Here is a 13,040-nt window from a genome sequence, read left to right as displayed (position 1 = left end):
AAAGGCTCAGTGCGGGTAATGGGTCCAGTCCTGCCAGTCGATGCCGGTGACACCCACCGGCTGCAGGCGCACGCGCCAGCGCTCGACCTGCTGCTGTAACTGACGGGGCGGCACGCCAGCCCAGCTCTCCTCGGCGGGAAGCTGCGGCTCGACGCTCTGCGCCAGGCGGAAGCGCAGTGCCGGCCAGCGCTGGGCGATCTGCTCGGCCAGCTCGGCGCTGCGTTCGGCATTGCGCGTATAGATCATCAGGCTGACCTGCTGCACGCCGCGCTGCGGCAAGGCGCAGGGCACGCAGGTCTGCCCGGCGGCCGGCTCGGCGAACCAGCGGTGGTGGCTGGACAGCTCCAGCGGCCAGGGATTGAGGCTGGCCACCGCGGCCAGGGTGTCGAGCCAGTCCAGCACGCGGCTGTCCGGCACCGGCCAGCCAAGCTGCTCGACTTCCAGATCCAGATGCAGGGCATCGAACGACAGGCCCTGCAGCTGGCCGAGCAGGTTCAGCAGACCCTGGCGCCCGGCCGGTTCGATCCACGCCGGATCGCCCAGCAGCAGGCCGACCTGCAGGCCCTGGCCGTGGGCCTCGTCGAGGCTACTCTGCAGGCGCTGGCGCAGGGCCGGGATGTCGGCCACCTGGGCGGCGGACAGGCCGACATAGATGCGCTGCATGCCGGCGCGGCGCAGGTCGCGCAGTTCGGCGCGGCGGCTGGAAGCCTGCAGCAGGCGACGGCTGTCCCAGACATACACGCCCTGGCTCCATTCGCTGGCAGCGGTGGCCGCCAGACTCCAGCGCTCACGAGCGTCACCGAGCAGGCCGGACAGCGCGCCGTCGTCTTCGACGAACAGGCGCAACGCCGCCTCGCGCAGCCAGGCCGCGTGCCAGGCGGCGATCAGGCGCAGGCCGGCGCCATAGTGGCCCAGCTCGGCGGCCAGTTCGCCCTGCACGCCGCGCTCCAGCTCGGCGTCGCGGCGCAGACCCTGTTCGTGGCGCGCCTGCTGGGCCGCGCTCAGCTCCTCGCGGGCTCCAGTCAGCTCGTCCATCGCCGTGCGCTGGGCGCGCAGGGCCTGGCCGAGGCCGAGCAGCAACTGCTCGCGCTCGGCCTCCAGGCGCGCCAGCGCGGCCTGGTGGCGCGCCTCGCCCTCGCGACCGCGAGCCTTGCCGTAGCTGAGCAGGTCGAAGGGCGCCGACAGGCTGATGCTGGCCACCAGGCCGTCACCGGGCTTGTCCGCGCCGCTGCGGTCCTCGTAGCTCTGCGCCAGGCTGAAGCTGGAGTCGACCGCGGAATACCAGGGCGATTGGCGATTGCGTTCGGCCTGGCGCAGCTCGTCCTGGCGCTCGCGCAGGCGCGGGTGGCCGTCCAGCGCCTGCTGCCAGGCGGCGAGCGGGCGCACCTGCGGCGCCAGTGGCTCGGCCTCGGCCTGCTGCCGGGCGTCGACGGCCTGGCCGGCGATGCCGGCGAGGGCCGCGCGGGTCTCCTCGACCAGCTCCGGGGCGCGCTGGCAACGGCGCTCCAGCACCTGCCACTGGCCCTGCTGCAGGCGCGCCTCGGAGGCCAGCAGCCAGCCCTCGCTCTGGCGCCGCTGCAGGCGCGCACGGGCCTCGCGGGCGGCCGGCAGCAGGTCGAGGCACCAGCGCTGCTCCTGCTCGGCACGCCACCAGTCGGCGTAGGCGCTGCGCAGGGCCAGGCGCTGCTCGGCGCGGCGCAGCAGGTTGCGGGCCTGCTGGCGCTGCTGCTCCAGCTCGACCGCCTCGACAGCCTGCACCTGGCGGCGCAGGCTGCCGAGCAGCGGGTGGCGCACGCCGAGGGCGAGATCGCGGCCGTAGTAGTCGTCGCGCACGTCCTCGGTGACCAGCTCGCGGTAATGGCCGGTGCTGGCAGATGAATACCACTGCCAGCCGGACTCGGCCTCGCGCTGCACGCGCTGGGCCGCCAGAGAGTCCTGCTCGGCACGCCCGGCGCGGGCCACGGCACCGTCGTCGAGGCCCGCCAGCAGGACCTGCAGCGGCAGCGGTTCGGCCCGGGCCAGGCCGGCGGCCAGCAGCAGGCCGACCAGGGAAAGGGTACGCAGCATCTAGAACCTCTTGGCCTTCTTCAGCACCCACCAGGGCGCCATGCTGGTTTCCTCGTGGCCGCGGCGCAGCGCCTCGTTGAGCATCGCCACGGCGCTCCAGCAGCGCATCACCAGCATGAACAGGGGGAACAGGAACACGATAGGCAACAATCGCAGGTCCTGGCGCGGTCGTTCGGAAACCATGGCCAGCATGGCCAGGTACATCAGCAGGGTCACGCCCAGGTACACCAGGTAGATCAGCCCGGCCAAAGCCAGGTAGTTGGCCAGCGGCAGGACGAACACGCCGATTACCAGGTAACCGAAGATGATGAAGGGCAGCACCAGCTGGAAGAAGAAGCCGCTCACCAGGGTCATCAGGAAGTTGGGCCAGCCGAGCAGGCGCGGGTTGAAGCTGTGGCGGTGCTTGCGGATGTACAGGAAGTACAGGTCGCCGTCCCAGCGCAGGCGCTGCATGAGGAACTGCTTGAAGGTGGTCGGCGCATCGGTGTGGCCGATGGCGCGCGGCTCGAAGGGGATGCGCAGGGGCTGGCGGCCGAAGTAGTTCTTGATCCGCAGGGTGATGTCGAGGTCCTCGGCGGTGTGGGTGTCCCAGCCGCCGATCTTGTCGAGGAAGCTGCGGCGGAACGCGCCGAAGGCCCCGGAGACGTTATTCACCAGGTTCCACTCGCTGAGGCCGATCTTCGCCATGTGGATCGACAGCAGGTATTCCAGGCCCTGCATGGCCGCGGTCAGCGAGGCCTGCCAGTTACGCACCCGCAGGCTGCCGGCCACGGCCGGCACGTCGGGGTCGGCGAAGTGGCGGACGATGTTGACCACCATGTCGTTGTCGAACGAGGTGTCGCCGTCCAGGGCCATGACGATATCGCCGGTGCAGTGGGCCAGGCCGGAGTTCAGCGACGATACCCGACCGCCGCGCTGCCATTTGGCGATTGGCCGCAGCAGGCGCCGCGGGTAGAGCGTGCGGTCGACCTGGAAATCGCGTACCGCCTGCATGGTCGGCTTGTTCACCGCGGCGCCGTCGACCACCGGGATCATCTCGATGTCACCGGCGTAGGTCTGCTCGCACAGGCTGCGCAGGGTGCTCTGCACGTCCAGCCCCTCGCTGTAGCAGGTGATGATGCAGGACACCCGCGGCCGGTAGCCGTTATCGGGCGGCAGCTCGAAGGGCTTGCGCACGAACCAGCGCAGCACGCCGAGCAGCACCAGCATGTTCAGCGGCACCTCCAGCAGCAGGAAGGCCGGCAGCAGGGTCACCAGCAGGCGCACCAGGCCGTCGCTCTTGCCGAGCTCGGTGAACAGCTGCAACCACTGCTGGACGACCGCCTCCATGGATCAGGCCAGCAGGCCGCCCAGGCGGGCGAGAAGCAGCGCGGCGTCTTCCTGGTCGACCAGTTCCTCGGGAGCGACGAAGCCGACCTGGCGCATCTCGACATGGGTGTCGGCATCGCTGGCCAGGCGTTCGGCGCCCTTGGCCAGGCGCTTCTTCACCACCTCGAGGCCGGCCGCATCGGTGTGCGGCATCAGCAGCCACAGCACTTCCTCGCTCAGCCGGCAGCAGCGGTCGGTCTCGCGCACCGCCTCCTGCAGGCGCTCGACCAGGCCGTCGATCAGCGCGTGGCCGCGCATCTCGCCGAGGCGTTCGAGGGTCTCCAGCAGATTGACGAAGCGCACCCCGAGCAGGGCGAAGTGCGGCGTCTTGTGCCGGCGGGTCAGCTGCAGCTGCCATTCCAGCAACTCGTGGAAGCTGCGCTGCGACAGCAGGTTGAGACGGCCGAACTGGTCGTTCTCCGCCGGGCTGGTGTTGAAGCCCTGGCGGCAGCGCAGGCGCCCGGCCTCGGCCAGGCGGAAGTGGCGCACCTCGCGCACGCGCAGCTTGTCCGGCGCGTGGTGCTCGCCGCAATCCAGGCAGCGCGCCTCCACCGCGGCATCGACGAAGAACGCCTGGCAGCTGCGGCAGCGGTAGTTCTCCAGCGGCCGGTCGTAGTCGCTGCCGATGTGGCGCAGACGGCTCAGGCAGTTGGGGCAGAGCAGCAGGCCGTCCTTGAGGAAATGCTCCTGGGCACCGACGTGGCCGCAGGTGAAGCAGTGCAGCGACGGCTGACGGGAGATGTCCAGGGCCTGGCACTCGGGGCAGACGTCGACGTAGTTGAGGCGGCCGGAGCCGCAGTCGGTGCACAGGCGCAGGCGGTCGAGCAGGGCGCCCTCCTCCAGCCAGCCCTGTTGCAGCATCAGCTGCAGCCAGGAGAAGTCATTGACGGTCTCGCCGTCGCTGAGCGCCTCCAGCAGCGGGTAGCGGTAGTGCTGGGCGACGGCGGCGTCGCGTACCGCGTGCACGTCGCCGCGCGAGCGCAGCCACAGCCAGGCCAGCACCCGCGCCTCGAAGCGCTCCGGCGCGGCACCGCGGTTGAACAGGTGGAAGCGCTCCTGCCACAGGCGCCACAACGGCGTAATGGCTCCCAGATCGGCCGGCGGGCGGCCGTCGCCGAGGGCCTCGCACCAGGCGTCCTGGTCCTGGCAGCAATAGATCAGGGCGAAGCGATATTGCTGCTCCAGGCGCAGGCTACGCAGCAGCTGGCCGGCGGAGGCGCCGGGCAGGTCGATCAGCAGCACGTCGTAGGCGGGCGCGGCCAGCAGGCTGGTGAGGTCGGCGAAGCGATCCGGCTCCAGCCCATGGAAACGGGAGAAGGCAGCGCCGAGGACTGCGACACGGGGCGTGTTGGTCGGCATTAGTGCAACTCGAGAATCGACGAAGGCGGCAGACGGCCACCATGACACTAAACAACTTTAGCATGGCGCCGATTTAATGACGATTTTTCTGACGAGTTGTTCAGCTAGTGACGCAATCGACACAAAGTTGACACTTGTTCACCCAACGATCGCCTCCATCGGCACATGCAGGCGCTGCAGCAGCGCCTGTACCGCGTCGCGCGCGGCCTCGGTGACGTAGCCGCTCTCCAGCGCGAGGATCTGGTACACGCCGCGGCGCATCAGCTCCTCGCTCAGATCGCCAGGGTTGCTGCGGATGGTGCAGAGGAAGCGCACCCAGGAGGTGAGGATGATCCAGCTGTTGAGGGTCAGCGCCTCGATCTGCTGGGCGTCCATGGCCAGGACGTCGGCGGCGACGAAGCCATGGTAGATCTCGGTGGCGGCCTGCAGGCAGCGGTGGGCAAAGGCGCGGTAGCGCTCGGCCAGTTCCAGGTCGCTTTCCAGCAGGTGTTCCAGGTCGCGATGGAGGAAGCGGTAGTGCCACATGGCCGCCAGCAGCGCTTCCAGATAGAAGGTCTTGTCCGCCACCGTCAGGGCGCGGCCCTGGGGCAGGCGCAGGAATACCGCGACCCGGCTCTCATACTCGGCGAAGAGCTCGGCGATGATCGCCTGCTTGTTGCGGAAGTGGTAGTAGAGGTTACCCGGCGACATGCCCAGATGGGCGGCGATGTGGTTGGTGGTGACGCTGCGCTCGCCCTGGGCGTTGAACAGCTCCAGGCTGGCTTCGACGATGCGTTCGCGGGTCTTGTTCTTCGGGGCCATGGTTCGGCTCACGCGGCAAAGGGGACAAAAGTACAGGGAAGCGTCCGATCTGACGACCGGCGAGCGACTCGATTGACAGTTTAGAGCATTTACTCTAAAAATCATCCTCATCCACTCCGCCGCTCCCACAGAGGACGCTCCGCCATGGTCGCCGACGTTGCCTATCTCCAACAAAACCAACAACAGATCGACGCCCTGGAGCCGCTGTTGGCTGCCCAGCGTGCCGCCTACCGCGCCAATCCGATGCCGTCGGCCGAACAGCGCCGCACCTGGCTCAAGGCCCTGCGCGAGCTGATCCTCGGCGAGAAGCAGGCCCTGATCGATGCGGTGTCCAGCGACTTTAGCAACCGCGCCGCCAGCGAGACCCTGCTGGCCGAGATCATGCCCAGCCTGCACGGCATCGACTACGCCAGCAAACGCCTGGGCAAGTGGATGAAGCCGTCGCGCCGCCATGTCGGCATGGCCTTCCAGCCCGCCTCGGCGCGCGTGGTGTACCAGCCGCTGGGCGTGGTCGGTGTGATCGTGCCGTGGAACTACCCGTTGTACCTGGCCTTCGGCCCGCTGATCGGCGCCCTGGCCGCCGGAAACCGGGTGATGATCAAGATGAGCGAGTCCACGCCGGCTACCTCGCAACTGGTCAAGGACCTGCTGGCCAAGGTGTTCCCCGAGGACCTGGTGGCCGTGGTACTGGGCGAGGCCGAGGTCGGTCAGGCCTTCTCCCGCCAGCCCTTCGACCACCTGCTGTTCACCGGTGCCACCAGCATCGGCAAGCACGTGATGCGCGCCGCCGCCGAGAACCTGGTGCCGGTGACCCTGGAGCTGGGCGGCAAGTCGCCGGCCATCGTCTCCGCCGAGGTGCCGCTGGACGACGCCGCCGAGCGCATCGCCTTCGGCAAGACCATGAACGCCGGGCAGACCTGCGTGGCGCCGGACTATGTGCTGGTGCCGCAGGAGCGCGTCGAGGGCTTCGTCGCCGCCTACCGCGCCGCCGTGCAGCGCTTCTATCCGAAGCTGGAAAACAACGCCGACTACACGGCGATCATCAACGAGCGCCAGCTGGGCCGCCTCAAGGGCTACATCAGCGATGCCGAGGCCAAGGGCGCGCAGATCGTCCCGCTGTTCCCCGGCGACCAGGGTCGCCGCCTGGCCCACAGCCTGGTGCTCAACGTCAGCGACGAGATGAAGCTGATGCAGGAGGAAATCTTCGGCCCGCTGCTGCCGGTGGTGCCCTACCAGCGCCTGGACGATGCCTTCGCCTACGTCAACGAGCGCCCGCGCCCGTTGGCCCTGTACTACTTCGGCTACGACAAGGGCGAGCAGCAGCGCGTGCTGCATGAGACCCACTCCGGCGGCGTGTGCCTGAACGACACCCTGCTGCACGTGGCTCAGGACGACATGCCGTTCGGCGGCGTAGGCCCCTCGGGCATGGGCCACTACCATGGTCACGAAGGCTTCCTGACCTTCAGCAAGGCCAAGGGCGTGCTGATCAAGCAGCGCTTCAACGCCGCGCGCTTCATCTACCCGCCCTACGGTACCGCGATCCAGAAGCTGATCCACAAGCTGTTTATCCGCTAAGGGGCGCAGATGAGCGACATATCCAACGCCGCGCCGCAGCTGTCGCGCCGCGGCCTGCTCAAGGTCGGCCTGCTGGGCGGCGCCTTCCTCGCCACCGCGGGCGTCACCGCCAGCCTCAGCGGCTGCTCGGCCAGCGGTCCTGCTGCCGGTTTCGCCGTGCTGCGCAGCAGTGATTTGCCCAGCCTGCGCGCGCTGATCCCGGTGGTGCTGGAAGGCGCTGTACCTGTGGATGCCATGCAGGCGGCGGTAGACGCCACCCTGCAGGGCATCGATCACAACCTCAATCACCTGTCACCGGAACTGCTCAAGCTCACCCAGCAGCTGTTCGACGTACTGGCCATGAGCGTGACCCGCGGCCCGCTGACCGGCATCTGGGGCAGCTGGGAAAACGCCAGCGCGGAAGACATCCGCCAGTTCCTCGACCGCTGGGAGCACAGCTCGCTGGACCTGCTGCGCATGGGCCATGCCTCGCTGCTGCAGGTGGTGCTGATGTCCTGGTATGCCCGGCCGCAGTCCTGGGCCCATTGCGGCTACCCCGGCCCACCCCAGTTCTAACGGCCTGCGGCGCCCCCTTACAGAACTACAAGAAAAGAGCCTGAACATGCCTGTACCCGATATCTTCCGCGACGGCCTGGCCCGCGGCTGGACCACCTATGACGGCTCGCGCCTGGAGAAAGACCTGCTGCTGGAGGCCGACGTCGCCATCATCGGCAGCGGCGCCGGTGGCGGTACCACCGCGGAAATCCTCAGCGCCGCCGGGTTCAAGGTGCTGCTGATCGAGGAAGGCCCGCTGAAGACCAGCAGCGACTTCAAGATGCAGGAGGCCGACGCCTACCCGCAGCTGTACCAGGAAGGCATCGGCCGCATGAGCAAGGACGGCGCCATCACCATCATGCAAGGCCGTGCCGTGGGCGGTACCACCCTGGTCAACTGGACCTCCAGCTTCCGCACCCCGGAGCCGACCCTGGCGCACTGGGCCGAAGCCCATGGCGTGAAGGGCCACGGCGCTACCGAGATGGCGCCCTGGTTCGAAAAGATGGAGCAGCGCCTGGGCGTCGCCCCTTGGGCCATTCCGCCGAACCCGAACAACGCGGTGATCAGCGCCGGCTGCGACAAGCTCGGCTACGGCTGGAAAGTGATCCCACGCAATGTGCGCGGCTGCTGGAACCTCGGTTACTGCGGCATGGGCTGCCCGGTCAACGCCAAGCAGTCGATGCTGGTCACCACCATTCCGGCCGCCCTCGACCAGGGCGGCGCCCTGCTTTACCTGGCGCGCGCCGAGCGGCTTATTCATGACGGCCAGCACGTCAGCGGCCTTGAATGCCTGGGCATGGATGAGCGCAGCGTGGCGCCCAACGGCCGACGCATCATGGTCAAGGCTCGCCATTACGTGCTGGCCGGCGGCGGCATCAACTCGCCGGCGCTGCTGCTGCGCTCCAAGACGCCGGATCCGCACGAGCGGGTCGGCAAGCGCACCTTCCTGCACCTGGTGAACTTCTCCGCGGCGCAGTTCGAGCAGGTCATCAATCCGTTCTATGGCGCGCCGCAGTCGGTGTATTCCGACCACTTCCAGTGGAACGACGGCACCACCGGGCACATGTCCTACAAGCTGGAAGTGCCGCCACTGCAGCCGGCCCTGGCTGCCACCCTGCTCGGCCGCTTCGGCGTCGACAACGCCCTGCGCATGGAGCAGCTGCCGCACACCAATGTGATGCTGGCGCTGATGCGCGACGGCTTCCACCCGGACAGCGCCGAGGGCACGGTGGAGCTGCGCGGCGACGGCACGCCGGTGCTCGACTACCGCATGACCGACTACACCTGGGACGGCCTGCGTCGGGCCTTCCACAGCATGGCCGAGATCCAGTTCGCCGCCGGCGCCAAGGCCGTGTTGCCGGTGCATGCCCAGGCCGAGTACGTGAAGAGCCTGGCCGAGGCCAAGGCGCTGATCGAGCGCCTCGACCTGCGTCTGTTCCAGACGCGCCTGGGCAGTGCCCACGTGATGGGCGGCTGCGCCATGGGCGAGGACGAGAAGACCGCGGTCACCGACAGCCTGGGCCGCCACCACCAACTGGAAAACCTGTCGATCCACGACGGCTCGCTGTTCCCCACCAGCATCGGCGCCAACCCGCAGCTGTCGATCTACGGCCTCACCGCCAAGCTCTCGACCCTGCTGGCCGAGCGCCTGAAGGCTTAGTGGCCTGTGTGGCTGGTTCAAATACCCAATTTCGGCGCCAGACTTCGCCATACTGCGTTGCCACTCCTCGCCGTAGCTCTTGCTACGACTCGTCGCGGCGCCTTGCCTGGCAAACTCTGGCACTCGAACTTGGATGCATGAACCAACCGTACAGGCCACCGCAATGAACAAGCTGATCGCTCTCCTGCTGCTGGTCGCCGGCATCATTCACCTGCTGCCGCTGGCCGGCGTGCTCGGTGGCGAACGGCTCAACGCGCTCTACGGGCTGGCATTGGACGAACCCAACCTGCAGATCCTGATGCGCCACCGCGCCGTGCTGTTCGGCCTGCTCGGCGCGCTGCTGGTGGCCGCCGCGTTTATCCCCGGATTGCGTAATCTGGCGCTGCTCGGCGGTCTGCTCAGCGTCGTCAGCTTCCTCCTGCTGGCCTGGAGCGCACCGCTCTACAACGGGGCCTTGCGCCGCGTGGTAGTGGCCGACTGGGTGGCCCTGGCCTGCCTGCTGCTGGCGCTGCCGCTGCACCTGCGCCTGACCGCTGGCGGCCCCTGAGGATTTCCTCTGCTTGGCCCAGGGGGAAACGCTGCGCTACCATCCGCGCACTCCAACCCCTCCGAGCAGGACTTCGCGATGAATCGAGTGTTGTACCCGGGTACCTTCGACCCCATCACCAAGGGCCATGGCGACCTGATCGAGCGCGCATCGCGCCTGTTCGACACCGTGATCATCGCAGTCGCCGCCAGCCCCAAGAAGAATCCGCTGTTCCCTCTGGAGCAACGCGTGGCGCTGGCCCGGGAAGTCACCGCGCACCTGCCGAATGTCGAGGTGGTCGGCTTCTCCACCCTGCTGGCGCACTTCGTCAAGGAACAGAACGCCAACATCCTGCTGCGCGGCCTGCGCGCGGTGTCCGACTTCGAGTACGAGTTCCAGCTGGCCAACATGAACCGCCAGCTGGCACCGGACGTGGAAAGCATGTTCCTGACCCCGTCAGAGAAGTACTCCTTCATCTCCTCGACCCTGGTCCGCGAGATCGCGGCACTCGGCGGTGACATCGGCAAGTTCGTCCATCCGGCCGTCGCCGAGGCCCTGGCCGAGCGCTTCAAACGCTGATCCTCGAGGTGCCGTGCGGGTGACTCCGGTCGCCCTTGCATGGCGCGATGCCCGGCAATCCGGCACAATCCGCCCATTGAATGCCTGAAAGTGCCATGCCCAACGGGCCTGGCAGGAGTTGCCCGATGTCCCTGAAAATCACCGACGACTGCATCAACTGCGACGTCTGCGAGCCCGAGTGCCCCAACGGCGCCATCTCCCAGGGTGAGGAGATCTACGTGATCGACCCCAACCTGTGCACCGAGTGCGTCGGCCACTACGACGAGCCGCAGTGCCAGCAGGTCTGCCCGGTGGACTGCATCCCCCTCGACGAGGCCCGCGTCGAGACCAAGGAGCAACTGATGGACAAGTACCGCCTGATCACCGGCAAGGCCTGATCGCGTCAGCGAGTCACAGTCGCCACCACTGGGTATCGATCTCCGCTAGGCTGTTAGGCCTGTCCCGCACGGATCGCCCCATGCTCGCCAAACATCTTCTCGCCGGCCTGCTGCTGGCCTGCACGCTGGCCACCCAGGCCGCACCAGCCAAGCCACAGCAAGCCGCCGTCGCCACCGCCCACCCCGCCGCCACCGTCGCCGGCCTGGAAACCCTGGCCCAGGGCGGCAATGCCTTCGACGCCGCGGTGGCCATCGCCGCCGCGCTGGCAGTGGCCGAGCCCTATGGTTCCGGCCTGGGAGGTGGCGGCTTCTTCCTGCTGCGCCAGGCCGGCGACAAGCCGACCTACCGTTTCATCGACGCCCGCGAACGCGCGCCGCTGAGCGCCGGCCCGGACCTCTACCGCCGCAATGGCACGGTGCAGCGCGAGCTGTCGCTCAACGGCCCGCTGGCCGCCGCCATTCCCGGCCTGCCGGCGGCCCTGGCCCATCTGGCCGAGCGCTACGGCAAGCTGCCGCTGACCGATTCGCTCACCCCCGCCATCCGCCTGGCTCGCGACGGCGTGGGCATCGACCGGGTCTATCGTGAACGTGCCGAGTGGCGCCTGGAGGCGTTGCGGCAGGACCCGACCAGCGCGGCCATCTTCCTCGACCAGGAGCGCATCCCGCCGTTGCATGGCCTACTGCGCCAGCCGGCCCTGGTGCGCACTCTGGAGCGCCTGGCTCGCGATGGCCACGCCGGCTTCTACGGCGGCGAAACGGCGCGTCTGCTGCTGGAAGGCGTCCAGGCCGGCGGCGGCGTGTGGAGCTCCCGCGACCTGCGTGACTACCGGGTGGTGGAGCGCCAGCCCCTGCGCGTCACCCTGGAAGGCGGGCGCGAGCTGATCAGCGCGCCACCACCGTCGGCCGGCGGGGTGGCGCTGGCGCAGAGTCTGCTGATACTGCAGCAACTGCCCTGGCAGAAGGCCGGGGCGGTGCAGCGCAGTCACTACGTGGTGGAAACCCTGCGCCGCGCCTACCGCGACCGCGGCCTGCTGGGCGATCCCGATCATGTGCGCAACCCGCTGCCGCATCTGCTTGCCCCCGACTACCTGAAGGGGCTGGCCAAGGGCATCGCCCTGCAGAACGCCACACCCAGCGCCAGCCTGCCGCCATCGCCGGCCTGGCGCGAAGGCGATCACACCACCCACTTCACCGTGCTGGATGCCGAAGGCAACGCGGTGGCCGCCACCCTGTCGATCAACCTGCCATTCGGCGCCGCCTTCACCGTCCCCGGCACCGGCGTGCTGCTCAATAACGAGATGGACGACTTCGCCGCCGACCCAAGCGGCAGCAATGCCTATGGCCTCTCCGGCAGCCAGGCCAATGTCATCGCCGCCGGCAAGCGGCCGCTGTCTTCCATGAGCCCTACCTTTATCGAGAGCGAACAGGAGCTAGCCAGCTTCGGCACACCGGGCGGCAGCCGCATCCCCAGCATGGTGCTGCTGGCCACTCTCGACTACCTGGAAGGCAAGCCGGTGCAGCAGTGGCCGGCCACGCCGCGCTATCACCACCAGTACCTGCCGGACGTGATCGAGTACGAGGCCGACGCCTTCAGCCCCAGCCAACTCAGTAGCCTGGAAATGCGCGGACATCGGCTCAAGCGCGTGGAGCGCAGCTACGGCAACCAGCAGGTACTGCTGTGGCACAAGGACAGCGGCCGGGTGGAAGCGGCCAGCGACCCACGCGGCGTAGGCCGCGCGGAGCTGTGGCAGTAGACGACTGAGGGGCAGAAACGCAGAAGCCGGTCACATGGACCGGCTTCTTGGGTGGAGCGGCGGAAGGATCAGTCCTTCTTGTAACCGCTCTCGGTGCAGCCCAGGCAGCGTACGAAGGCGGACATACCCGGCTCCACCACCAGCGCCTGGCCAGCTTCCTTCACATTGCCACCAAGAGCAGTAAAGGGAAGGCTAACCAAAAACGCGGCAGCACCGATAGCAGTGGCACCTATCAATAATGGGCGCGCAACAACCAGGTCACCAATCATTGCGTAACCCTTAGGGGTATCCACGGTATATGCGGGATCGCCACTGACATTCTGCTGAACCACTTCCGCCTGCGCCGGCAGTGCCAGCAGGCCAGTGGTCAGAGCCAAGACAGCGGCGGTGGTGCGAAACAGGTTCATGGCGCGATCCTTCATTGTGTAGTTATGGCAGAG

General features: G+C 68.0%; 12 protein-coding genes. 7 read left to right on the top strand and 5 right to left on the bottom strand.

What is annotated here, in order from left to right; all coding sequences use genetic code 11:
* Nucleotides 1-6: 6 nt before the first annotated feature.
* The 4 genes from OH686_RS13870 to OH686_RS13855 form a co-directional block, all read right to left on the bottom strand.
* Nucleotides 7-2,067, bottom strand: a complete 2,061-nt coding sequence (locus tag OH686_RS13870) for a TolC family protein (protein WP_289533319.1) — start codon at nt 2,065-2,067, stop codon at nt 7-9.
* Nucleotides 2,068-3,396 (bottom strand): glycosyltransferase family 2 protein, encoded by a 1,329-nt coding sequence (locus OH686_RS13865; RefSeq protein ID WP_289533317.1) that lies wholly within the window; start codon nt 3,394-3,396, stop codon nt 2,068-2,070.
* 3 nt (nt 3,397-3,399) lie between these two features.
* A complete protein-coding gene (locus OH686_RS13860; RefSeq protein ID WP_289533315.1) occupies nt 3,400-4,794 on the bottom strand; it encodes a TackOD1 domain-containing metal-binding protein in 1,395 nt (464 codons plus the stop codon).
* Nucleotides 4,795-4,932: 138 nt separating this feature from the next.
* Nucleotides 4,933-5,595 carry a TetR/AcrR family transcriptional regulator gene (locus OH686_RS13855; RefSeq protein ID WP_289533313.1) on the bottom strand — a complete coding sequence of 221 codons (663 nt, stop codon included), beginning with the start codon at nt 5,593-5,595 and terminating at the stop codon, nt 4,933-4,935.
* A 144-nt stretch (nt 5,596-5,739) separates the two neighbouring features.
* Between OH686_RS13855 and OH686_RS13850 the strand changes: the two genes are divergently transcribed.
* The 7 genes from OH686_RS13850 to ggt all read left to right on the top strand — a co-directional run bounded on the left by OH686_RS13850 (nt 5,740) and on the right by ggt (nt 12,600).
* A complete protein-coding gene (locus tag OH686_RS13850) occupies nt 5,740-7,170 on the top strand; it encodes a coniferyl aldehyde dehydrogenase (RefSeq protein WP_289533311.1) in 1,431 nt (476 codons plus the stop codon).
* 9 nt (nt 7,171-7,179) lie between these two features.
* Nucleotides 7,180-7,725: a twin-arginine translocation pathway signal protein gene (locus OH686_RS13845; RefSeq protein WP_289533309.1), complete on the top strand. Its 546-nt coding sequence runs from the start codon at nt 7,180-7,182 to the stop codon at nt 7,723-7,725.
* Between the two features lie 46 nt (nt 7,726-7,771).
* On the top strand, nt 7,772-9,364 hold the full coding sequence (locus OH686_RS13840) for a GMC family oxidoreductase (protein ID WP_289533307.1): 1,593 nt from the start codon (nt 7,772-7,774) through the stop codon (nt 9,362-9,364).
* Nucleotides 9,365-9,497: 133 nt separating this feature from the next.
* Entirely contained in the window at nt 9,498-9,911 is a 414-nt protein-coding gene (locus OH686_RS13835; RefSeq protein WP_289533306.1) for a phosphopantetheine adenylyltransferase, read from the top strand.
* Nucleotides 9,912-9,989: 78 nt separating this feature from the next.
* Complete coding sequence (coaD, locus tag OH686_RS13830; RefSeq protein WP_137974689.1) at nt 9,990-10,469, top strand: pantetheine-phosphate adenylyltransferase; 480 nt, start codon at nt 9,990-9,992, stop codon at nt 10,467-10,469.
* 125 nt (nt 10,470-10,594) lie between these two features.
* The gene (locus OH686_RS13825; RefSeq protein WP_137974688.1) at nt 10,595-10,846 is read left to right on the top strand and encodes a YfhL family 4Fe-4S dicluster ferredoxin; all 252 of its coding nucleotides are present in this window, start codon (nt 10,595-10,597) and stop codon (nt 10,844-10,846) included.
* An 80-nt stretch (nt 10,847-10,926) separates the two neighbouring features.
* Nucleotides 10,927-12,600: a gamma-glutamyltransferase gene (gene ggt, locus OH686_RS13820; protein WP_289533303.1), complete on the top strand. Its 1,674-nt coding sequence runs from the start codon at nt 10,927-10,929 to the stop codon at nt 12,598-12,600.
* Nucleotides 12,601-12,668: 68 nt separating this feature from the next.
* Here the strand turns inward: ggt and OH686_RS13815 are convergent, their stop codons facing one another.
* Complete coding sequence (locus tag OH686_RS13815) at nt 12,669-13,007, bottom strand: multidrug transporter (RefSeq protein ID WP_289533302.1); 339 nt, start codon at nt 13,005-13,007, stop codon at nt 12,669-12,671.
* Between the last annotated feature and the right edge of the window lie 33 nt (nt 13,008-13,040).

The sequence above is a fragment of the Pseudomonas sp. SO81 genome, from assembly GCF_030374125.1.
GTDB lineage: Bacteria > Pseudomonadota > Gammaproteobacteria > Pseudomonadales > Pseudomonadaceae > Aquipseudomonas.
The sequence above is the reverse complement of the archived record's forward strand: the minus strand, read 5'-3'. Positions and strand labels throughout refer to the sequence as shown.